The sequence below is a fragment of the Actinomadura sp. SCN-SB genome, assembly GCF_043906805.1.
In the GTDB taxonomy this organism is placed as follows: domain Bacteria; phylum Actinomycetota; class Actinomycetes; order Streptosporangiales; family Streptosporangiaceae; genus Spirillospora.
On the sequence record NZ_JBIMPP010000004.1, the window covers coordinates 97,811 to 118,858 of the forward strand.

General features: G+C 72.4%; 18 protein-coding genes. 4 read left to right on the forward strand and 14 right to left on the reverse strand.

What is annotated here, in order from left to right:
• Positions 1-15: 15 nt before the first annotated feature.
• The 3 genes from ACGWYJ_RS04065 to ACGWYJ_RS04075 all read right to left on the reverse strand — a co-directional run bounded on the left by ACGWYJ_RS04065 (position 16) and on the right by ACGWYJ_RS04075 (position 3,472).
• On the reverse strand, positions 16-1,026 hold the full coding sequence (locus ACGWYJ_RS04065) for an iron ABC transporter substrate-binding protein (protein WP_395104177.1): 1,011 nt from the start codon (positions 1,024-1,026) through the stop codon (positions 16-18).
• A 68-nt stretch (positions 1,027-1,094) separates the two neighbouring features.
• Positions 1,095-2,543 (reverse strand): hypothetical protein, encoded by a 1,449-nt coding sequence (locus ACGWYJ_RS04070; RefSeq protein WP_395104178.1) that lies wholly within the window; start codon positions 2,541-2,543, stop codon positions 1,095-1,097.
• On the reverse strand, positions 2,540-3,472 hold the full coding sequence (locus ACGWYJ_RS04075; protein ID WP_395104179.1) for an NAD-dependent epimerase/dehydratase family protein: 933 nt from the start codon (positions 3,470-3,472) through the stop codon (positions 2,540-2,542). Before ACGWYJ_RS04075 ends, ACGWYJ_RS04070 begins: the two co-directional genes overlap by 4 nt.
• Before the next feature lie 128 nt (positions 3,473-3,600).
• Between ACGWYJ_RS04075 and ACGWYJ_RS04080 the strand changes: the two genes are divergently transcribed.
• Both ACGWYJ_RS04080 and ACGWYJ_RS04085 read left to right on the forward strand, forming a co-directional pair.
• Positions 3,601-5,232, forward strand: coding sequence for a glycosyltransferase (locus tag ACGWYJ_RS04080; protein WP_395104180.1), 1,632 nt, complete (start codon positions 3,601-3,603; stop codon positions 5,230-5,232).
• A gap of 111 nt (positions 5,233-5,343) precedes the next feature.
• Positions 5,344-6,462, forward strand: coding sequence for an acetamidase/formamidase family protein (locus tag ACGWYJ_RS04085; RefSeq protein ID WP_395104181.1), 1,119 nt, complete (start codon positions 5,344-5,346; stop codon positions 6,460-6,462).
• 21 nt (positions 6,463-6,483) lie between these two features.
• Here ACGWYJ_RS04085 and ACGWYJ_RS04090 read toward each other — a convergent pair whose 3' ends face one another.
• From ACGWYJ_RS04090 to ACGWYJ_RS04125, 8 genes are all read right to left on the reverse strand, one after another.
• Positions 6,484-6,864, reverse strand: a complete 381-nt coding sequence (locus tag ACGWYJ_RS04090; protein ID WP_395104182.1) for a VOC family protein — start codon at positions 6,862-6,864, stop codon at positions 6,484-6,486.
• Between the two features lie 322 nt (positions 6,865-7,186).
• A complete protein-coding gene (locus ACGWYJ_RS04095; protein ID WP_395104183.1) occupies positions 7,187-7,969 on the reverse strand; it encodes an acetate uptake transporter family protein in 783 nt (260 codons plus the stop codon).
• A gap of 128 nt (positions 7,970-8,097) precedes the next feature.
• Complete coding sequence (locus tag ACGWYJ_RS04100; RefSeq protein ID WP_395104184.1) at positions 8,098-9,234, reverse strand: YbhN family protein; 1,137 nt, start codon at positions 9,232-9,234, stop codon at positions 8,098-8,100.
• Between the two features lie 160 nt (positions 9,235-9,394).
• Positions 9,395-9,808 carry an aconitase X swivel domain-containing protein gene (locus ACGWYJ_RS04105; protein WP_395104186.1) on the reverse strand — a complete coding sequence of 138 codons (414 nt, stop codon included), beginning with the start codon at positions 9,806-9,808 and terminating at the stop codon, positions 9,395-9,397.
• Positions 9,805-11,085: an aconitase X gene (locus ACGWYJ_RS04110; protein ID WP_395104187.1), complete on the reverse strand. Its 1,281-nt coding sequence runs from the start codon at positions 11,083-11,085 to the stop codon at positions 9,805-9,807. Before ACGWYJ_RS04110 ends, ACGWYJ_RS04105 begins: the two co-directional genes overlap by 4 nt.
• A 51-nt stretch (positions 11,086-11,136) precedes the next feature.
• Positions 11,137-12,426: an FAD-dependent oxidoreductase gene (locus tag ACGWYJ_RS04115; protein ID WP_395104188.1), complete on the reverse strand. Its 1,290-nt coding sequence runs from the start codon at positions 12,424-12,426 to the stop codon at positions 11,137-11,139.
• Entirely contained in the window at positions 12,401-14,134 is a 1,734-nt protein-coding gene (locus tag ACGWYJ_RS04120; protein ID WP_395104189.1) for a dihydroxy-acid dehydratase, read from the reverse strand. The genes ACGWYJ_RS04115 and ACGWYJ_RS04120 overlap by 26 nt, the downstream gene beginning before the upstream one ends.
• Positions 14,131-15,177, reverse strand: a complete 1,047-nt coding sequence (locus ACGWYJ_RS04125; RefSeq protein ID WP_395104191.1) for an ABC transporter substrate-binding protein — start codon at positions 15,175-15,177, stop codon at positions 14,131-14,133. The genes ACGWYJ_RS04120 and ACGWYJ_RS04125 overlap by 4 nt, the downstream gene beginning before the upstream one ends.
• Positions 15,178-15,389: 212 nt before the next feature.
• Here ACGWYJ_RS04125 and ACGWYJ_RS04130 point away from each other — a divergent pair, with 212 nt between their 5' ends.
• Together ACGWYJ_RS04130 and ACGWYJ_RS04135 are read left to right on the forward strand one after the other, a co-directional pair.
• Positions 15,390-16,370, forward strand: a complete 981-nt coding sequence (locus tag ACGWYJ_RS04130; RefSeq protein ID WP_395104192.1) for an NAD(P)-dependent alcohol dehydrogenase — start codon at positions 15,390-15,392, stop codon at positions 16,368-16,370.
• 97 nt (positions 16,371-16,467) lie between these two features.
• Positions 16,468-17,262 carry an SAM-dependent methyltransferase gene (locus ACGWYJ_RS04135; RefSeq protein WP_395104193.1) on the forward strand — a complete coding sequence of 265 codons (795 nt, stop codon included), beginning with the start codon at positions 16,468-16,470 and terminating at the stop codon, positions 17,260-17,262.
• A gap of 11 nt (positions 17,263-17,273) precedes the next feature.
• On the opposite strand, the gene ACGWYJ_RS04140 is transcribed toward ACGWYJ_RS04135, so the two are convergent.
• Genes ACGWYJ_RS04140 through ACGWYJ_RS04150 form a run of 3 tightly spaced genes read right to left on the reverse strand, consistent with a single transcriptional unit; the run spans position 17,274 to position 20,918 of the window.
• Positions 17,274-18,146 (reverse strand): FAD binding domain-containing protein, encoded by an 873-nt coding sequence (locus tag ACGWYJ_RS04140; protein WP_395104194.1) that lies wholly within the window; start codon positions 18,144-18,146, stop codon positions 17,274-17,276.
• On the reverse strand, positions 18,133-18,615 hold the full coding sequence (locus ACGWYJ_RS04145; protein WP_395104195.1) for a (2Fe-2S)-binding protein: 483 nt from the start codon (positions 18,613-18,615) through the stop codon (positions 18,133-18,135). The genes ACGWYJ_RS04140 and ACGWYJ_RS04145 overlap by 14 nt, the downstream gene beginning before the upstream one ends.
• Positions 18,612-20,918 (reverse strand): xanthine dehydrogenase family protein molybdopterin-binding subunit, encoded by a 2,307-nt coding sequence (locus tag ACGWYJ_RS04150; RefSeq protein ID WP_395104197.1) that lies wholly within the window; start codon positions 20,916-20,918, stop codon positions 18,612-18,614. Before ACGWYJ_RS04150 ends, ACGWYJ_RS04145 begins: the two co-directional genes overlap by 4 nt.
• Positions 20,919-21,048 lie beyond the last annotated feature (130 nt).

Consider the following 21,048-nt stretch of genomic DNA (forward strand, 5'->3'; position numbering starts at 1 on the left):
AGCGAACGGCGATGCTCAGACCAGTCCCACCTCCTTGAGCAGGTCGAGGGTCCGCTCCAGCGAGTCCAGGCTGCTGAGGTCGATGTCGGGCCCGTGGAGCGAGTCGAGCGGCGGCAGGCCCTTCTCGGCGGGCACGCCGGCGGCCAGCGGGTACTCCTTGGTCTCCGTGGCGAAATGGGTCTGCGCCTCGCGGCTCAGCAGGAAGTCGACCGCCTTCTCCGCGGCGGCGCGCCGCTCGGTGCCCTTGAGGACGCCGATCCCCGCGACGTTGATGAGGCCGCCGGGGTCGCCGCCGGTGACGAACGCGATGCGGGCGTGCACGGCGGCCTGCCCCTTCTCCGCCACCTCCTCGTACCAGTAGTAGTGGTTGATCAGCGCGAGGGCGATCTCGCCGCGGTCGACGGCCTCCAGCGCCAGGACGTTGTTGTCGTAGCTCCTGGTGCCGGCCGCCTTCATGGCGGTCAGCCACTGGCGCGCCCTGGCCTCGCCCTCGGTCACCCGCATGCCGGTGACGAACGCCTGGAACGAGGCGTTGGTCGGCGCCCACCCGACACGGCCCCGCCAGGCGGGCCCGGTCAGCTCGAAGACGCTCTTGGGCGGCCGTGGCACCTGGCGCGGGTCGTAGGCGAACACGCGGGCGCGGCCGGACAGGCCCACCCAGGTGCCGTCCTTGGCACGGAACTCGGCCGGTACGCGCCCGAGCAGCGGCTGGGGCAGCGGCTGGAGCCGCCCCGCCTTGGTGAGGGCACCGAGGGCCCCGGCGTCCTGGGAGAAGAACAGGTCGGCGCGGGTCCGGTCGCCCTCCTCCTGGATCTGCGCGGCGAGTTCGGCGCTGTCGCCGTACCGCACCTGCACGTTGAGCCCGGTCGTCCGCTCCATGTCGTCCAAGAGCGGCCCGACCAGGTTCTTGTTCCGTCCCGAGTAGATGACCAGGGCGTCGTCGTCGAAGCCGTCTCCGCCGCAGGCGGCGAGGACGAGCGGCGCCAACAGCGCCCACAAAGCCAGCAGGGCCAGTCGAGGACGCATCACGTCATTCCGACGAGGAGGCGGAGCCCGAACCCGACCCGGAGCCCGATCCGCCGTCGCCGTCGCCGTCAGAGCACCCGGCCAGGGCGAACGTCAGCGCGCTGGTCAGGGCCAGGGTCAGGGCGGCGAGACGGGTGGTGAGGCGTTTCATGAAGATCCCCTTTCTTGTGGATGGACGAGTACCGGATGAGCAGGATGAACACCGCGATCCACACCAGATGCGGCACGACGAACCCCGCGAAGGGCTCGTGGTAGGGCGGGAGCAGGGGGCGGAGCAGCCGGTATCCCGGGTAGCCGACCGACTGGAACCCCGACACCCAGGTGAGCGTCCGCGCGTAGCCATCGGCGAGCAGCCAGCCGTACGCCAGGACGCCCGAGCAGCCCGCGACCAGCGCCACCCACCGGACGACGGCGGGCGCGCGGCGCGCGAGCCACCAGAGGATCAGCAGCAGGGCCAGCGGCAGCACCACGACCGTCTGGCGGCCGGGCCACCAGTTGCCCCGCATCGTCAGCGCCACGAACGTCGCGGTCAGCCACCCCGCCGTCAGCGGCAGGACCAGCGCCGCGGCGCCGCGCGGACGCAGCCGTACGGCCGCCGCCACGGCCGGGACGAGCAGGAGCCAGCCCGGCTGCCAGGCGGCCAGGCCGTAGCCGCGGTCGATGAGCAGCCCGGTGAGCCGCAGCGCCCGGTCGGCGTAGTCGGGGTCGAACCCCATGACGCCGAACTCCCCGGACTCCTGGAAATGGTCGCCGCTGGCGTAGACCGTCCAGCCGCCCCACACCACGCGGTGCGCCCACAGGTAGAGCGCACCCATGAGCGTGAGGCCGGCGGTCAGCGCCCCGAGCTCACGGCGCCTCCCGGTCCGCCACAGCCTCCACAGGGTGAGGACGGCGAGCACGGCGGCGACCGGCGCGTACTTCACCGAGAGCCAGGGCAGGGCGGTGAGCACGACGCCGATGACGAGCGGTGACGGGCGCTCGGCCGTCAGCGCCGCGACGGCGATCGCCACGGCGAGGGCGGCGGGCACCTCGGGATAGACCTGCTGGCCGTACACGGCGAACGGAGCGGAGACGGCGGCCAGCACCACCCCGGGGACCGCGATCCCGGGCGGCACCTCGAACCTGCGGATCGCCGTCCACAGCACCACCGCGGCGAGGGCTCCGGCGAACAGGCTCAGCGCCACCTTGGCGCCCACCCAGCCGAACAGGCCCATCGGCACGGCCAGTAGCACCGGGAGCAGCGGGTCGTGCGGGCTGATCTGGCGCCCGCCCGGCAGCACCTCGGTCTGCACGGGCAGTTCCCGGTCGTAGTAGACGCGCCAGCGGCGTTCCGCGAGCTCGTCGGCGATGTCCAGATCGCCGTCCTCGTACAGGGACAGCGCGGTCAGCAGGTATTGCGGCTCGTCGACCGCGACGTGTCCCGCGTAGGTCGCGCGCACGCCGATGCCGAGGATCGCGGCGATCGTTCCGGCGCAGAACGCCAGGGCGAGCGCGGCGCGCATCCGGGCGCCGGTCACGGCACGGCTCCGGTGGCGCCGAGCCTGCCGTCCGGACTGCCGTCCGGAACGGTGGCGCGGACCTGGCGGGCCACGACATCGAACAGGTCGGTGCGCGGGACGAACCCGGTGAGCTCCACGAGCCTGCTGATGTCGGCCAGGGAATGGCGCACCTCGGCGGGCCCGGCCGGTTCCACGGTGTAGGAGACCGGCGTGCCGAGCGCGGCGGCGACGGCCTCGACCATGCGGCGCAGCGTGTGGCCCGTCCCGGTGCCGACGTTCACCACGCCCTGGGCGCGCACGTCCGCGAGCGCGAGGATCGCGTGGACGGCGTCCCGCACGTCGGTGATGTCGCGGGTGCGGTCCGGCGAGCCGAGCAGGCGCAGCGGACGGCCCTCACGGGCCGCCTCGATCCACAGCGAGAACGCCATGTCGGGCCGCTGGCCCTCACCGGCCACGGTGAACGGGCGGACGATCGTCAGCGCGCCGCCCTCCGCGAGCCGCGCGGCGCACAGCCGTTCCATCGCCACCTTGCTCCGGGCGTAGCCGCCGCGGGGGCGCGGCGGGTCGTCCTCGCGGCACGCCCGCCCGTCCACCGCTCCGCCGTAGACGGCCGAGGAGGAGGCGACGACCAGGGGGACGTGGAGGGGAACGGCGTCCAGCACGGCGGCGGTGGCCAGCACGTTGTCACGGTGCCGGCGCCCTTCGGCGTCCGCCGCCCGGTCGCGGACGCCGGGGCATCCGGCCAGGTGGTACACCACGTCGGCGCTTTCGAGCGCGAGCCGCACCATGGGGTCGCCGGAGGTGAGGTCGGCGGTGAGGACGGTGAGCCCCGGAGCGGCGGCCGGGGAGACGCGGTCGATCCCGATGACATGCTCGCCACGGCGCAGCAGCTCCCGGGTCAGCGCGCGGCCGATGAATCCCGCCGCTCCGGTCACGATCGCCGTCATGGTGTCTCCGCGCAACGCCTGCCAAGGACGCCACGGCATGTCGGGGCCGGATGATGCCATGGCACATCGTTCAACAATAAATTAAAGATAGCCTAACCTTAGTTCGCTGCCCGGAGGAGGGGTTCGCCATGCCGAACCTGGTCAGAGCCCTTCGCGTCGGCGCCGGCTGCGCCGTCCTCGGCGTGGCGGCGGTGTACCTCACGCGGGTCGTCTCCGGACCGGCGCTGGCGGACGCGGCCCGGGCGGTCGCCGCCGACCCCGTCGGCCTGTCGATCGGGCTGGCCTGCTACGCCGCCGCGTTCGCCCTGCGCGCCGCTTTATGGACGCGCGTCCTCCCCGGTCTGCCGAACGGTCACTCCTGGGCGGCGCTGCACGTCTCGCTGCTCGGCAACCACGTGCTGCCGCTGCGGCTCGGCGAGGCGCTCAGGGTGACCAGCGTGACGCGCCGCACGGGACGGGAGACCGCCCCGGTCGTCGCGTCCACGGTCTTCCTGCGCGCCGCCGACCTGCTCGCCGTGCTGGCCCTCGCCGCCGCGGCCGCCCCCGGGCTGGTGCTGACGCTGACCGGCGCCTGGATCTGGCCCGCCGGGCTGCTGCTCGTCGCGGCCACGGCGGCCGGCTTCGCCTGGCTGAGGCGCACAGGGCGAACAGGCAGCGCAGGCAGCACACGGAGCGATGCGCCCATCGCTCCCGCGCTGCTCGCGCTGCCGGTCGCGGCGGCGGCGTGGGCGCTGGAGTCCGCGGTGCTGTTCCATCTCGCGGACGCGGCCGGAGTGCCGCTGACACCGTACGAGGCGGTCGCGGTCACCGCCGTCACCATCGCCGCGCAGACGGTCGCGATCACGCCGGGCGGCATCGGGTCGTACGAGGCGGCGGCCACGGCGGCGCTCACCGCGCTCGGCACCCCGGCGGGCCCCGCCTTCGCGCTGGCCCTGCTGACCCACGCGGTGAAGACCGCCTACGCGCTGGTGACCGGCGCGATCGCGCTGTGGGTCCCCGCTCCGTCCTACTTCGGGCGGCTGCGGCTCCCCCGCGTCGCGCCGCCCCGCCCGGAGCCGCGGCCGGTGGACGCCGGGGCGCCCGTCGTCGTCTTCATCCCCGCCTTCAACGAGGAGGAGTCGGTCGGCCAGGTCGTCGCCATGCTGCCCGCCACCGTGGACGGGCGGGACGTGGTCACGATCGTGGTGAACGACGGCTCCACCGACGCGACCGCCGAACGCGCCGCGCGGGCCGGTGCCCGCGTCGTCCACCAGCCCCGCAACCTGGGGCTCGGCGCGGCGGTGCGCCGGGGCCTGGCCGAGGCCGTCGCGCTCGGACCGGCCGCCGTGGTCTACCTCGACGCGGACGGCGAGTACTTCCCCGAGGACATCGCGACCGTGGTCGAGCCCGTGCTCAAGGGCAGCGCCGACTACGTCGTCGGCTCGCGTTTCACCGGGGGCATCCGGCGGATGCTGCCGCACCGCCGCCTGGGCAACCTCGTCCTGACCCGCTGGGTGCGGTGGCTCACCCGGCGCCGCGACCTCACCGACGGGCAGAGCGGCTACCGCGCGTTCTCCCCCGGCGCGGCCGCCACGGCCGAGGTGATCCACGACTACAACTACGCGCAGGTCCTCACCCTCGACCTCCTCGCCAAGGGCTACCGCTACCAGGAGGTGCCGATCCGCTACACCTTCCGCGAGACCGGCACCTCCTTCATCAAGCTCGGCCGTTACCTCCGCAAGGTCGTCCCGGCCGTGCACCGGGAGCTGAACACGCCCTGACCGTCCCCTCGTTCCACGCGAAACGACCCGTCACGGACATCTCATTGACAGCCGGACCATGAGGCGAAAGCCTCACGATCACCTGGATGCCAAGGTGAGGAGAGTGGCGGGATGGCCGTTCACGAGATCCGCATCGACCCGGCCAAGACCCTGACGGACGAGCCCGGCACGGGCCACAACCGGTGGCACCCCGGCATCCCGCCGGTGGTGCGCTGCGCGCCGGGCGACGAGGTCGTCATGGAGACGCGCGACGCGTTCGACGGGCAGATCGGACCCTCCAGCACCGCGGAGGCGGTGGCCTCGGCCAGCCTGGACGTGGTGCACCCGCTGACCGGCCCGGTGTACGTCGAGGGCGCCCAACCCGGCGACCTGCTCGAAGTGGAGATCCTTGAGATCGTGCCGGACACGTTCGGGTTCACCGTGCAGGCACCGGGGTTCGGGTTCCTGCGGGACGAGTTCCCCGACCCCTTCATCGTCCACTGGGACATCGCCGACGGCTGGGCGACCTCGGACGACCTGCCCGGCGTCCGTATCCCCGGCGCCCCGTTCATGGGGACGATCGGACTGTCGCCGGGGCACGACGCGTTGCGCCGGATCACCGAACGGGAGCAGGCGTCCCTGGACGCCGGCGGCTTCGTGCTCCCGCCGTCGGCCGCGGGCGCGGTGCCGTCCGACCCGGAGATCGCGGCCACGGCGCTGCGCACCGTCCCGCCCAGGGAGCAGGGCGGCAACGTGGACATCAAGCAGCTCACCGCGGGGACCCGGCTGTTCCTTCCGGTCGACACCCCCGGCGGCCTGTTCAGCGCCGGCGACGCGCACTTCGCGCAGGGCGACAGCGAGACGTGCGGCACGGCCATCGAGATGCGGTCGACGCTGCGGGTGCGGTTCACCGTGCACGAGGGGGAGGCACGGGAGAAGGGCATCACCGACCCCAGGTTCTCGCGCACGGACTACTGGGTGGCGCCGGAGTTCGCGGCGCCGCGCCGGTTCTACGCCACCACCGGCATGTCCGTCGCCAGGGACGGCGGCGGGGTCGTCGCCGAGGACCTGACGCTGGCCGCCCGCAACGCCCTGCTGAACATGATCGACCATCTCGGCGAGCGGGGGTGGAGCCGCCAGCAGGCGTACGCCCTGTGCAGCGTCGCCGTCGACCTCAAGATCAGCCAGCTGGTGGACGTGCCGAGCTTCCTGGTCTCGGCGTTCCTGCCGCTGGACATCTTCACCGACTGACCGGGGACACCTGACGCCGCCTCAGGACCACCCCCCGTACGGGACGGTGAGCACCTCCATGACGTGACCGGACGGGTCGTTGAAATAGACGCCCCGTCCGCCGTCCCGGGTGTTGATCTCACCCTGCCCGCTGCCGTCCGGATTGGCGTAGTAGCCGGCGCCGGACTCCTTGACGCGGGCGAGGACGGCGTCGAACTCCTCCTCCGAGACCAGGAACGCGCAGTGCTGCCACCGGAAGTCGTCGGAGTCCATGAAGTCGAGCGTCACCCCGTTCGTGGTCTTCACCGGGATGAACGGGCCGTATTGCGCGCCCACCTCCAGGCCGAGGATGCGGGCGAGGAACCGGGCCGAGGTCTTCTTGTCCCCGGCCGGGACGATGATGTGGTCGAGTCGGACGGACATCGCGCACCTCCTCACCCCAGCCTGCTTCCTCAAGCGCGCTTCAGGTCAAGCGAGCCTCAGGTCAGGGAGCGGGCGGGCGCACGCCCCGTTCAGTGGGTGAAGTCCACGCAGGTAGGCGTCCTAAGGCCGTGCGCCGCGGCATCGTCGCGGGCGCACGCGAGATGGTACGCGCGGAGCACGCGCCGCCAGAGCCGGGCTGCGAAAGACATGACCCCTCCATCCTGCGTGACGCTGTGAGCGAAATCCCAGCGTACGACAGGAATGGAGGGGTCTCGACCAGGACCCTCGGCCGGCCGGCCCACCGGCCGGCCCGCCGACCGGCCTACTGGCCGACCCGGACGCCCGGCTCGCCGTAGCGGTACTCGAGCGGCCGGCTGGCCTTGCGGCCCGGGACGTTGGCCGCCTGGCGGTACTTGCCCAGCGGCAGGATCGTCCGGCCGTAGGTCTCCTCCAGCATCATGGACGCCGCCACGTAGACGGCGAGACCGGCCGCGATCACGAAGAGCCAGCCGCCGGTGCGCAGCGGCCAGGTGGACCCCGTCCAGAAGCCCGCCGCGGTGAAGCCGGCCCCCGCCGCGAGCACCAGCAGCAGCGCGGCCTGTGCCAGGTTCCGGCCGAGCGCGGCCAGGGCGCCCAGCGCCGTGATCACGCACAGCGGGATGAACCAGAACGCGAACGCCGTGTTGGCCACGCCGATCGACGGCGCCACCACCAGCGGGAACGAGCCGATCGCGATCAGCAGGAACAGCAGGCCCCAGGCCAGCCAGAACGCGCCCCACATGCCGTGGATGGCGGTGGCCAGCCCGTCCCTGGCCCGGTAGGACCACATGCCCGCCAGGAACTGCGCCAGGCCGCCGAAGGCCAGCACGAACGGGAACAGGACCAGCGGCGTGGCGGCGCCTCCGTACCAGCCCGCCTGCCAGGCGCCCACCATCACGGTGGCGCCGGCGAAGCCGAACAGTCCGAGAATCGACGGAGCCGCGACCGGCTGGAGGAACACGCGGGTGCGCCCCTCCCAGGCGGCGTGGTCGTCGGCGAACGTCCCGGGTGCCGGGTGCTGTCCGACCGCCCCGCCCCTTTCCGTGTGCTCTCTAGGTTCGCTCATGGGTTCCCCCCGAGTGATAGAGCGGCTATCTGCATCCACCTATCCGGACGAAGCACACATAAACGGGATCTTCATGATCGAAGCGCCCCTGACCAGGGACGGTTCACGCAGGGAAACGCTCCGATCGCCTACGGGCGCTGGGTTTCGGGCTTGACGAGGAAGGCGTGCCGCTTCCCCAGAGGGCCGAGCAATTCCTCCGCGATCGCCCTGACGGCCGCCCGGTCGGGAAGGGCGCGCGACCGGGCGGGGCGCTCGGCCCGGCGCCTGCGGAGGGTGCCCGCGAAGAGCAGGCCGATCGGGACCGGGGCCCAGTGCGTCACGGCACGGAAGATCAGGACGCCCGACAGCGCAAGCGCGGTCTGCGTGCCGGTGAGGGCGAGCAGGCCGACCAGCGCCGCCTCCGTGGAGCCGAGCCCGCCGGGGCCGGGGACGAGGCCGCCCGCGGCGGCGGCGAGCATGTAGATGGCGACCAGCGTGCCGATCTCGCCGGGCGTGGCCGCGCCGGGGACGGCCAGCATGCTGATCGCGAAGGCCAGGCCCATGACCAGGGTGGTGGCGGCGGAGGCGGCCGTCATGACCAGCAGGTCACGCGGCCTGCGCAGAATCTGCGCGCAGGCGGCCAGGGTGTCCCGCAGCCGGTCGCGCAGCAGCAGGAACGCCACCCCGGCGGCCACGGCCGCGACGACGGCGACGATGATCAACGGGACCGCGAGCCCGGCGAGGTAGCGGCCCAGCTCCGGCAGCAGGGCCCCGCCGCCGGTCGCCAGCGCGACCGGGATGACGACCGCGAACAGCAGCAGGTCGGAGATCGCGCCGAAGACCTGGAGCAGCCCCGCCAGGGCCACCGCCCGCGACGGCGAGGTCCCGCCACCGGCGAGATAGCGCGCGTTCACCGCGACGGTGCCGAGGCCACCGCCGGTGACCCGGTTCGCCGTCGCCGCGGTGAACTGGGCCATCGTCGCGTGCAGCAGCGGCAGCCGACGCCCGGCCGCGCCGCTCAGCGCCACCGCGGAGAACCAGAAGTGGGCGACCACCAGGGCCGCCAGGACGGGGAGGACGACCCAGTGCGCCTCGCCGATCGCGCGCACGGCGCCCGAGATCGTCGCGGTCGCCTCGCCACGGGACAGCGCGAGAGCCGAGCCCGCGACCAGCGCGGCGCCGCCCAGGACCAGAGCGAGCGAACGCGCCGGCGGCACGCGCCACGGCCCGCGGCGCCGGGCCGCGGGCCGGGCCGGGCCCCTGGCCGGGACGGTGTGCACGGACATCGGGAACCTCCGCTGAGACCGGTTGGCGGACCCCCGAACTTTCTCGATCCGCCTGATCCCAGCCAACCGCGCATCGGCCCGAAGATCATTGGTGCAATCTCACCGATCCATGGTGGGGTCAGCACCACCCGTCCCGTGGCGCCTACCCGAGAGGCACCGCTCAGCGCGCGGGCTTCACCGTGACGACGCCGCGATGCCCGTCGACGGCGACGAGATCACCCGTCCTGATGACCTCCACGGGGTCCTCGTCCAGCTCGGACACCGTCGGGACCCGGGTGACCACCGCGCCCAGCGCCGACTTGGCGGACAGGGTGGTGATCACCATCGCCAGCGGGGCCGTGCCGAGCAGCCGGGTGCTCTGGAAGAAGCCCGACCAGCCCGAGGAGCCCTTGGCGCCGGGGAAGACCAGCACCTTCCCGGTGAAGCAGACCCCGGACAGCTCGTGCCTGCGCTCGATGATCGTGCCCGTCGCGGGGTCGATGCCGCCCCAGCCGGAGATGGTCTCGCGCGTGACCAGGGCCTCGCCCTCGGCGTACCCGGGGACGATGCCGCGGCCTCGGAACTCGATGGTCATCGCAGGTCTCCTCGCCAGGTTCCGGTGACGGCGGCGTCCACGCATTCCTCCAGGGTTCCGAACCACGCCTCGATGCCCAGGATCGCGGGCAGGTAGTGCGCCTGCTTGGCCGAGTCGGTGGCGAACACGCGGGTGCCCTCGGGCGCCACCCGGGACATCGCCGGGCAGGAGTCGGTCAGCACCCGCCCGCCCGCCCGCTGGATGATCTCGGTGTAGCCGCTGCGGTCGGCCATGGCGCGCAGCGCCCGCGGCGCCATGATCCACAACTCGGTGCCGGGGCTGAGCCTGCGCCCGTCAAGGGCGCGCGCCGTCCTGGCGATCTGGTCGAGGGACGCGTGCGGGCAGCCGAGCAGGACGAAGTCGACGTCCGTGGACCGGCCCTGGTCGTTCAGCCTCTCGTAGATCTCCCGGCGCTCGCGCTCCCCGTACACGACCTTCCCGGGCAGCGCCCGCCCGCCGAAGGCGGCCTCCACGGTCGGCGCCTCGGGGGTGATGCCGGGGATGTGGTACAGCTCCACGCCCCCCGACGAGGCCGCCGCCGCGCCGAAGTGCTTGAGGTCGGTCAGGTCGGGGCGGTGCAGGTCGCCGATCACGACCGGGCGGTTCTCCTGGACGACCTCACCCACGAAATAGCCGAACATCCCCCAGTCGAGGAACCCGTCGACGGGCACGGCCGCCTCGATCAGGTGGGTGCCGTGGCGGTTCTCCTCATGGTGGTTGCCCCAGCAGGGGATCTTGCCCGTCAGGCTCGCCGCGCCCGTGGACGCCGTGCCCTCGCAGTTGGTCCTGGCGCCCAGGACGGAGTTGGCGTACACGACCGCCGACGACTCCATCCAGGCGCAGTGCTCACCGCGTACCGGCAGGTTCCCCACCTGGTACGGCGTGCACGTGGCGAGGATGTTGACCCCGTGCGCGCCATAGAAGGACTCCGCGTCCCCCTGGAGCGCGACCATGGTCTCCGGGTACGGCACCACCCCGAGCGCGTCCTCGCCGAATCCGTGCTGGAGCTGGCACGTCGGCACCCGCATGTGCGGGATCTCCAGATCGTCGTCGCTGTCCAGGTTGATCACGGCGAACGCCTTGTTCCAGCCGCCCTCGCGCACCAGTCTGGCCTTCACCGGGGACGGCTGGGTCATCGTCCCCGCGACGTTGCGGATGTCGCACAGCCCGTCGGCGCCCAGCGCCTCCCCGTACCGGACGAGCAGATCCATCGCGGCGGCCACCGCCGGTCCCTCGGCTCCGTCCAGCATCGCCTTCTCGTCGTCCGCCAGCCGCACCGGCTCTCCCCTCCCTGTCGACCACACGTCGCCCACACGCCTAGAGGTCGCCTACTCGTCGACGTTCTCGCGGATCCGCTCGCGCAGCTCGCCGGCGTCGATCTCCTGGACGGAGCCCTCGCCGGCGAGGTCGAGCGCGTGCGCGGCGGCATGCCCGGTCGCGGCGCACGGCCCCATCACCCGGACGCTCGACAGCGCGGCGGCGTCACCGTCCACGCAGCGCCCGGCCGCGACGAGGTTGTGCGCCCCCACCGGGATCAGGCTGCGCAACGGGACGTAGTGCACGTGGTCGGGTTCGAACGTCTCCCACACGTACCCCTCCGCCCGATCGTGCAGCTCGATCGGCCAGGCCGTGCGGGCCACCGCGTCCTCGAACCGGTGCCCGGTCCTGACCTCCTCCAGCGAGAGCTGGTGGACGGCCGCGATCCAGCGGGTCTGGCGGCGGCCGGGGAAGCCGTAGTTGCGCACCCGCGCCTCCCCGAACGCCTTCGGGAACTCCTTGCGCAGGAACTCCACGACACGGTCGGCCTGCGCCCGCCCCTCAAGCTGCGCCCGGGACGCGTGGACGGCCTCCAGCGGCGCCTCGACATGGGTCATGTTCATCACCGCGGTGTTCCGGCCGGGGAAGAAGAACGCCAGGCCGTCCCGCCGCAGCAGGCCGTACTCCGTCGCCTTCTCCTCGATCCGGGCCACCAGCTCGGCCGGTTCCGGCTTGAACTCCTCGCGCAGGTTCTCCAGCCGGATCTGCTGCGAGCCCCAGACGGTGCGTTCGGGGACCCGGCAGGGCAGGCCCGCCTCCCAGGTGAGGGCCGCGTCGCCGGTCGCGTCCACGAAACCGGTCGCGCGCACCCGGACCAGGCCGTGCCGGGTGGCGAACGTGGTCGCGCCGATCCGGCCGCCGTCCGCCTCCACCCGCAGCACCGACGCGCCGAGCACGACCTGGATCCCCAGGGAGTGGACGAGGTTCTCCACCCACCGGCCCAGGACCACCTCGTCGTAGGCCACGGTCACGGTGTGGCCCTTGTTGAAGTGGATGTCGTCCGTCTTGGCCAGGTCGGTGAACATCGGGTCGAAGATCCCGCGGGTGAACCGGTGGTAGCGCGGGGCGTTGCCGTAGACGCCGCAGAACAGACCGATGATCGAGTTCACGCACTGCCCGCCGAGCAGCGGAAGGGCGTCCGCGAGCACCACCGACCGGCCGAGCCGCCGCGCCGCCACCGCGGCCGACAGCCCCGAGATCCCGGCGCCCACCACGCAGAGGTCGGCGGTGAGCTCCTCCACCGGGTCCGCGGCCGGTCTGGTGACCGTGTTGACTTTAAGCTCGGTGAGCTCGTGCGGCATTCGTGCTCCTGTCGCTCGGGGGAAGGTCGTTGCCACGCAGGGTCGCCCCACGGTGCAGGGGCTCGACCGAGCGCGCGTACACGGAAAGCCATCCGGAGCTGTCACCGGGCACCTGGTGCGGCGGTCGTTCCGCGTGCCGCCGCTCCAGCTCGCGCTCGTCGACGAGCAGGTCGACACGGCGGGCGGCCAGGTCGATGGAGATCGGGTCGCCGTCCTCGACGACCCCCAGCGGCCCGGGGAGCACGCCTTCGGGCTGGACCTCCCCCACCACGATGCCCTTGTTGACCAGCCCCGACAGCTGACCGTCGGTCACCACGGCGACCCGTTCGGTCAGCCCGGCGCCGTTGAGCGCGAAGACCGTCTGGGACGCCATGCCCATGCCGGGGGTGCCCACGGGACCGAGCCCGCGCAGCACCAGCACGTCCCCGGGGCGGACGCCGCCGCCTTCGATGGCGGCGATCGCGGACGGCGCGTCGTCGAAGACCCGGGCCGTGCCCTCGAAGGTGGCGGGACGCTCCTCGGTCACCGACAGCTTGACGATGGCCGTGTCGGGCGCGAGCGAGCCGCGCACCACCACGACCGTCGGATGATCGCCGCGCGGGTCGCTCAGCGGGTGGATGACCCGCTCGTCCGTCACGACCGCGCGGGCCACCCGGTCCGCCATCGTGTCGCCGGTGACGGTGACCGCGTCCCCTTCGAGCGCCTCGCCGAGTTGCTTGAGGACCGCGAGGGCACCGCCCGCGTCCTCGAACTCCTCGATGCCGTCCTCCCCGTTGGGACGGACGGCGGCCAGCGGCCTGATCGTGTCCGCGTACCTCTCGAACAGCCGGTACACGTCGATCCCGGCGCCGGACTCCCGCGCGACCGCCTGCAGATGCTTGACGCAGTTGATCGAACCGCTGACCGCGAGCACCGCCATCACCGCGTTGGCGAACGCCCCCGGCGTCATGACCGTCCGGGGGCGGCGGTCCTCGCGCACCGCCCGGACGATCGCCTCGCCGCTGGCCTCCACCGCCCGCCACATCGTCTCGCCGTTCGCCCGTACCGGCGCGGTGCCGGGCAACGTCATGCCGAGCGCCTCGGCCACGATGTGCATGGAGTTCGCGGTGCCCATGCCGGTGCACACACCCGGCCCGGTGATCGCGCGTTCGCTCAGGTCGCACAGGCCGTCGACGGTGATGCCGCCGAATTTCAGCCCGCCGGCGCGCAGGAAGACCTCCTCGATGTCGACCCGCTCACCGTTGTCGAGCCGCCCGCAGCTCTGGTAGCCACAGGCCAGGACCAGCGTCGGGACGTCGGTCCGGGCCGCCGCCATGAGCTGGCCCGGCGTCGTCTTGTCGCACGACGCCAGGCACACCATGCCGTCCAGTTGGGCGCCCTCGACCACCGCCTCGATGTCGGCGGCCAGCAGGTCACGGCTCGACAGGACATGGCCGCCGCCGCGGCCGGCGGACATGATGAAGTCCGTCGGCGCGACCGTGCGGATCTCGAACCCCACGCCGCCCGCGGCCTCCACGGACCGCTTGACCGCCGCGGCGACGGGGTCGAGGTGCGCGAAGCACGGCGCCAGCCCCGACGACGAGTTCACGATCGCGATCTTCGGTTTGACCAGGTCGTCGTCGGTCAGCCCGAGCGCGCGCCACTGTGCTCTGCGCGTCGCCCAGCGCGGGCTGCCCTCCGGAACCTCGCTTCGCAGGCGCCGGCTCATTTCTTGGGCAGGAGGGAGTTGTCGAACCACGAGGCCGGGTCACCGCCGGGTTTGGCGATGCCGGCGGAGGTGAGCTCCTTGTACCCGTTGGCCCACACGGTCCCGTCCGTGACCAGCAGCGGCTTGCTCGGATCGCCGCCCGTCCAGGAGCCCCGCAGCTGTGTCAGGCTCGCCTTGACGATCTTGTCGTTGTCGAGCGTCGCGAACGAGTACTTCTCCCGCAGCGTCTTGACGGTCGCGTCCAGCGACTGGTCCGTCACGATCGACGACACCGCGTCATGGATGGCCGCCATGAACTTCTTGAGGGTGTCCGGGTCCTTCTGCAGGGCGTCCTTCGTCGTGACGTACACCTGCTGGTCGGACTTGACGAACTGGGCGGGGTCGAACGCCCCGGCGTCGGGGTTCTGCGACATCAGCAGGTTGGCGGTGTCGACGCTGACCACGTACCCGACGATCCTGCCCCGCTCCACCAGGTTGAACGTGCCCGGGGTGAGGCCCACGACCTGCCGCCTGGTCTCCTTGGGGTCGATGCCGGCGCCGGCCAGCACCAGCGACACCACCTTGTCGCTGGTCCCGCCCTCGGACGGCACGCCCATCGTCTGGCCGACCAGGTCCTGCGGCTTGGTGATCGGGTGGTTCTTCTTGCTGTACATGAACCGCAGCGACGAGCCGCGGCTGAGCGTCCCGATGGCGACGAACGGGCGCTGGGTCTCGGCGATCGCGATCATGACGTCGATCTGGCCGAGCCGGGTGATGGGGCCGATGCCGGACAGCAGGGTCTGCATGGCCTGCGGCGATCCCTTGACCGGCTGCAACTTCACGTCGAGCCCGTGCTTCTCGAAGTGGCCGCCGGCCACGGCGAGCAGTTCGGGCGCCATCGACACGGTCTCCAGCGGCAGGTAGCTGAGGAACGTCGTCTGCTTCCCGTCTCCGCCCCCGGAACCACCTGCGGGACCCGAACCGCAGGCCGCCAGCAGGGGAGAGCCGGCCGCCACGGCGGCCAAGGCGAGGAAGGATCTGCGGGATGAGGCGAACTCGTTCACGGCACGACACTCCTATGTCCGATCTGACCAGGTCACACCCCGATTGCCGACGCACTGAGACTCGTGCCACGGCGCCCCGGCGACCACCCGCGTTTCCACATATCGGAAGGCCAGTCCAACGAATTCCGCCGCGCCCTCCGCGAACGGGCCCGGCGGGCGCGGTGGCCGAAGGTTCCTTCTTGAGCGATTGCGCCCCGTATTAGGGTTCGTTCATGAAGGCAGCGGTTGTCGCCAGATACGGTCCGCCCGACGTGGTCAGGATCGCCGAGGTCGAACGGCCGTCACCCGGTGAGGGCGAGGTTCTCGTCAAGGTCCATGCGACCACGGTCAACCGGACGGACTGCGCCTACCGGAGGGCCTATCCCTTCTTCATCCGGTTCGTCAGCGGGATCGCCCGCCCGCGGCGCCGCATCCTGGGGACCGAGTTCGCCGGGGTCGTGGAGGCGGTCGGCGAAGGCGTCACGTCCTTCGCCGTGGGCGACCGGGTGTTCGGCTACAACGAGGGCCCGTTCGGAACGCACGCCGAATACGTGGCGGTGCGCGCGGACGGCATGATCGCGACGATGCCGGAGGGCACGACGTTCGCCGAGGCGGCGCCCGGCACCGAGGGCTCGCACTACGCGTACTCGTTCATCAAGTGCGCCGGAATCGAGGCCGGGCAGGCCGTCCTCGTCAACGGGGCGACCGGCGCCATCGGCTCGGCGGCGGTGCAATTGCTGAAAGCCCTCGATGTCACGGTCACCGCGGTCTGCGGCACGGCGAACCTGGAACTGGTGCGCGGACTCGGCGCGGACAAGGTCGTCGACTACACGGCCGAGGACTTCACCAAGGACGCGCAGACCTACGACGTGGTGTTCGATGCGGTCGGCAAGAGCACGTTCGGACGGTGCAAGCCGCTGCTGAAACCCGGCGGGACGTACGTGTCGTCCGATCTGGGCCCGGGGTGGCAGAACGTGATCCTGCCGCTGGCCACGCGCATACGGGGCGGGAAGCGGGTCAGGTTCCCGTTCCCGCGCAGCGGCCAGGACGTGGCGCGGCACCTGCGGGACCTCATCGCCGACGGACGCTTCCGGCCGGTCATCGACCGGCGCTATCCGCTGGACGAGATCGCGGACGCCTACCGGTACGTCGAGACCGGCCAGAAGATCGGCAACGTGGTCATCGAGGTCGTGCCGCCGGACCCACCGCACTGACCGTCCTCGACGGCGAAGGATGTGACGATCACCGAGCCCGGCGGTATGCCCGTTATAGTCGTGGCCACGTGCATGCGACCAAGGCGGTGGAGTCGGCGTGGTGGGTCCGGACAAGGCGCCCAAGAAGATCGACACCTCGACGCCCAACCATGCGCGGGTGTACGACCACTTCCTGGGCGGCAAGACCAACTACGAGGCCGACCGCCTGGCCGCCGCGCGGATCGCCGAGTCGGCGCCGGACACCCCGGTGCTGGCGCGCGAGCTGCGGCAGTTCCTGGTCCGCGTGGTGCGGACGCTCTCCGAGGCGGGCATCAGGCAGTTCATCGACATCGGCACCGGCATCCCGACGTCCCCGAGCGTGCACGAGATCGCCCGCTCCGTGGATCCGGACGCGCGGGTGGCGTACGTCGACAACGACCCCGTGGTGGTCGTCCACGCCGACGCGCTGCTGGCCACGGACGCGGGGGTGGCGGCCGTCGAGGGCGACCTCCGCAAGCCGGAGCAGATCCTCGGCGATCCCGCCGTGCGGCGGCTCATCGACTTCGACGAGCCGGTCGGCATCCTGTGCATCGCCGTGTTCCACCTGGTCGCCGACCACGAGGACCCCGCCGGGATCGTGGCCGCGTATCGGGAGAGGATGGCCCCCGGCAGCCATCTGGCGCTCGTGCAGTTCGCCGCCGACAGCGATCCGGAGGGGATCGCCGCGTTCAACGAGATCTACGCCGGCTCGCCGGTCAAGGTGACCTTCCGGGAGCGGGAGCGGATCCGCGACCTCTTCGACGGCTTCGAGCTGCTGCCTCCCGGGGTGGTCGGGATCGAGGAGTGGCGGCCCGAGCGGGACCATCCGCGCACCCGGCTGAAGATCGCGGGCGGTGTGGGCGTCAAGCCCTGAGCAGCCCCGGGTCAGTCCGCCCGCACCCGGGCGAGGGCCTCGGTGAGCGCCCGGCGCGTGAAGACCTCGGCCATGGCGCGCTTGTACTCGGCCGTCCCGAGGGAGTCGGTCTCGGGCGCGATCTCGTCCCGCACCGCGGCGGCGGCCTCCGCGAACACCTCCCCGGTGGGGCGCGCGCCGAGCAGCCCGTCCTGCGCGGCCGGGGCGACGACGGTGGCGGGACCGGCGCCGACGAGCGCGAGACGGGCGTCGGCGATCCGCTCCCCCGCCTCGTCCAGGCCCAGCCGGACCGCCACGCCCACGGTCGGGTAGCCGCCCTCGGTCCCCGGCAGGTACTTGAGGTGGACCAGGGCGCTTCCGGCAGGCTGGAACGGGACGTGCACATCGACGATCAGCTCGTCGGGCCGGATCGCGGTCGCGCCGTCCCCGGCGTAGAGATCGCCGAAGCCGATGGTGCGCTCGCCCCTGGTGCTCACCAGGCGGAGATCGGCGTCCAGCACCGCCAGCAGCGCGGGCAGGTCCAGGCGCGGGTCGCCGCAGGCGAGCGTGCCGCCGACGGTGGCCTGGTTGCGGATCCGGACGACCCCGATGCGCGCGAGCGCGTCCCCGAGCCCGGGGATGAGGCCGCCGACCGCGGACGCCGTCTCAAGGGTCCGCAGCGTGGCCTGCGCGCCGATGCGCAGGCCGCTGAAGTGGTGGTTCACCTCGGCGATGCCCGGTATCCGGCGCAGGCCGAGCAGGACGCGCGGCGTGGCGATCCGCCGCCTCAGGAGCGGGAGCAGGGCCGTCCCGCCGCCGAGCACCCGGGCGTCGGTGCCGTGCTCGGCCAGGATCCGCGCGGCCTCGGACAGGCGCGCGGGCGCCAGGAACTCAGGCTCGCTCATCGGCCGCCCTCCCCTCCCCGGCCGCGGCCAGCACGGCTTCGACGATCTTGTAGTAGCCGGTGCAGCGGCACAGGTTGCCGGCCATCCAGCGCGTCACCTCGTCGGGCGAGGGGTCCGGGGTCTCCTCCAGCAGTGCCCGCGCGGCGAGGATCTGGCCCGGCGTGCAGATGCCGCACTGGAAGCCGCCGCGCTCGACGAACGCCCGCTGGAGCGCGGACGGCTCACCGTCCTGGGACACGCCCTCGATCGTGACGACCTCCCTGCCGTCGGCCATGACGGCGGGCAGCAGGCACGAGCTGATCATCTCCCCGTCGACCAGGACGGTGCAGGCGCCGCACGCGCCGGTGCCGCAGCCCTCCTTCGTCCCCGTCAGTTCCAGGTCGTGGCGGAGGCAGTCGAGCAGCCGGCGCGCCGCCGGCACATCGAGCCGGTACTCCTTGCCGTTGACCGACAGCCGGACGCGCGTCACGATGCCCTGCCTTCCCTGGACTCGGCGGCGTGCAGAGCGCGCCAGACCTTCTCGGCGGTGATCGGTGTGCTGGTGATCCGGACGCCGACCGCGTCGAAGACGGCGTTGGCGATGGCGGGCGCGGTGGCCGCCACCGTGTACTCGGCGATGGGACGGGCGCCGAACGGCCCGGGACCGGTCCCGTCCTCGACGAGCACCCTGGTCAGCGGCGGGACGTCGGCGGCCGTGGGGATCCGGTAGTCGACGAGGCTCCCGTTGGTGACATGGCCGTCCACGATCCGCAGCTCCTCCATGAGCGCGTACCCCAGCCCCTGGACGACGCCGCCCTCGATCTGCCCCTCGACCATCAGCGGGTTGATCACCGTGCCGGGGTCGTTGCCGGTCGTCAGCCGCAGCACCCGCACCTGGCCGGTCTCGGGGTCCACCTCGACCTCGGCGATCTGCGCGGAGAAGCATTCGGTCCCGGCCTCGTCGCCGGGATGCAGGAACCGGCCGGGGACGGCGAACGGCCCGTCGGCGGCCAGCGTCCCGGCGAGGTCGGCGAAGCCCAGCCCCCGGTCGCCGCCGGGGTGGGAGAACGTTCCGCGCTCCAGCGTCACCTCCTCCGGAGGCACCCCGAACGACTCCGCGGCCGTCTCCTTGAGCTTGCCGGTCAGCTCCGCGCAGGCCGACGCGACCGCCTGGCCATGGACGTAGGTGTGCCGGGACGCGCCCAGGCCCATGTCCCACGGCGACTCGTCGGTGCTGCCGGGGAGGATCCGCACCGCGTCCAGCGGCAGCGTCAGCAGTTCGGCGGCCACCTGCCGCAGCATCGTGTGGCTGCCGACGCCCGCGTCGGGGACGCCGGTGCGGACGGCGACCTCGCCGCCGGGGAGCAGCATCGCCACCGCCACCGAGAACCCGGTGCCGAGCTTCTGGTTGCTGACCGCCAGCCCGCGCCCGACCCGCCCGCCTCCGGGTGCGCTCGGCTTGGGCTCGTGCCAGCCCGCCGCGTCGACGGCGGCGTCCAGCACGGCCTGGAACTGGAGACCGGTCTTGCGGTGCCCGGCCGCCGACGGCTCGCCGTCGGCGAGCAGGTTCCGGCGGCGGAACTCGTACGGGTCCAGCCCGAGCTCCCCGGCGACGGCGTCCATGTGCGACTCCAGCGCGAAGATCACCTGGGGCTCGCCTGGCGCGCGCATGAACCCGGCCGGGACGTGGTTGGTGTAGACGCAGGCGGCGTCCATGAACACGTGCTCGAACCGGTAGCCGCCGCCGAGATGGCGGGGGCCCACCAGATGCACCTCGGGCCGCGGCTTGTAGGCGGCGTAGGCCCCGCCGTCGAAGATCGCCTCGGCGCGGTGGGCGACGAGCGTCCCGTCCCGGCGCACGCCGGTCTTCATGCGGATGACCGAGCCGTGCCGTGTGCTCGCCGCGGCGAACTCCTCGTCGTAGTCCATCGCGAAGCGCACCGGGCGGCCCGTCAGCCTGGCCAGGTGGTACGCGAGCGGGGCGTCGCGCAGGTCGCCCTTGCCGCCGAAGTCGCCGCCGATCCGGACGAACTCGAAGACGATGTCGTCCTCCGGCACCCCGATGGCCTGGGCGAGCCATGCCCGGCCGGGGAACGGGTTCTTGTGCGTCATCCACACCTGGACCCGGCCGTCCTCCCCGATCCGCACCGTGGACACCGACGGCTCGATGTAGCCCTGGTGGGTGGGGGGCGTCCTGTACTCGTTCTCGAAGACGAGGTCCGACTCGGCGAAGCCCTGCTCGACGTCGCCGTGGCTCCACTTCACGTACGACTGGACGTTCGGCACGTCATCGGGGATGAGATGCGGGAGCGGCCATCCCGGCGGCGGGTCGGGCACGTACCCGTAGGACCGGACGTCGGGATGCAGGACGGGCGCGCCCTCGGAGGTCGCCTCGACCGGGTCGAACACCGCGGGCAGCGGCTCGTACTCGACGTCGATGAGCTCCACGGCCGCGGCGGCGATCTCCACCGACTCGGCGGCGACGGCGGCCACGCGATCGCCCGCGAACCGCACCACGTCCCGGGCGAGCAGGGGCAGGTCGCGGAACATCCGTCCCACCATGGTCGGCGGCGCGTCCCGCCCGGTGAGCACCGCGTGCACGCCCTCCAGTTCCCGTGCGCCGGAGGCGTTCACCGACACGATGCGCGCGTGCGGGTGCGGTGAGCGCAGCGTCCTGCCCCACAGCATTCCCGGAACCATCACGTCCGCCGCGTACAGCGCCTCACCTGTGACCTTCGACGGGCCCTCGATCCGGGGAATGCGTTTTCCAATATGGCTCGTCGTATCGGTCACGGCCACACCTTGTGAACGCACAGACCATTGGCCTGTGATCTGCCGAACGCAGAAAGGGGCGACAATGGGGGGACAACCTTCGCGAGGCTAATAGTGGCTCCTGGAAAGGTCAAGGGCGTCCGGCAAGGCG

Coding starts and splice junctions, on each gene's coding strand:
- ACGWYJ_RS04095 (WP_395104183.1), bottom strand. CDS start 7,969: ATGAGCGAACCTAGAGAGCACACGGAAAGGGGCGGGGCGGTCGGACAG.
- ACGWYJ_RS04065 (WP_395104177.1), bottom strand. CDS start 1,026: ATGCGTCCTCGACTGGCCCTGCTGGCTTTGTGGGCGCTGTTGGCGCCG.
- ACGWYJ_RS04080 (WP_395104180.1), top strand. CDS start 3,601: ATGCCGAACCTGGTCAGAGCCCTTCGCGTCGGCGCCGGCTGCGCCGTC.
- ACGWYJ_RS04130 (WP_395104192.1), top strand. CDS start 15,390: ATGAAGGCAGCGGTTGTCGCCAGATACGGTCCGCCCGACGTGGTCAGG.
- ACGWYJ_RS04115 (WP_395104188.1), bottom strand. CDS start 12,426: ATGCCGCACGAGCTCACCGAGCTTAAAGTCAACACGGTCACCAGACCG.
- ACGWYJ_RS04140 (WP_395104194.1), bottom strand. CDS start 18,146: ATGAGCGAGCCTGAGTTCCTGGCGCCCGCGCGCCTGTCCGAGGCCGCG.
- ACGWYJ_RS04090 (WP_395104182.1), bottom strand. CDS start 6,864: ATGTCCGTCCGACTCGACCACATCATCGTCCCGGCCGGGGACAAGAAG.
- ACGWYJ_RS04105 (WP_395104186.1), bottom strand. CDS start 9,808: ATGACCATCGAGTTCCGAGGCCGCGGCATCGTCCCCGGGTACGCCGAG.
- ACGWYJ_RS04085 (WP_395104181.1), top strand. CDS start 5,344: ATGGCCGTTCACGAGATCCGCATCGACCCGGCCAAGACCCTGACGGAC.
- ACGWYJ_RS04100 (WP_395104184.1), bottom strand. CDS start 9,234: ATGTCCGTGCACACCGTCCCGGCCAGGGGCCCGGCCCGGCCCGCGGCC.
- ACGWYJ_RS04120 (WP_395104189.1), bottom strand. CDS start 14,134: ATGAGCCGGCGCCTGCGAAGCGAGGTTCCGGAGGGCAGCCCGCGCTGG.
- ACGWYJ_RS04075 (WP_395104179.1), bottom strand. CDS start 3,472: ATGACGGCGATCGTGACCGGAGCGGCGGGATTCATCGGCCGCGCGCTG.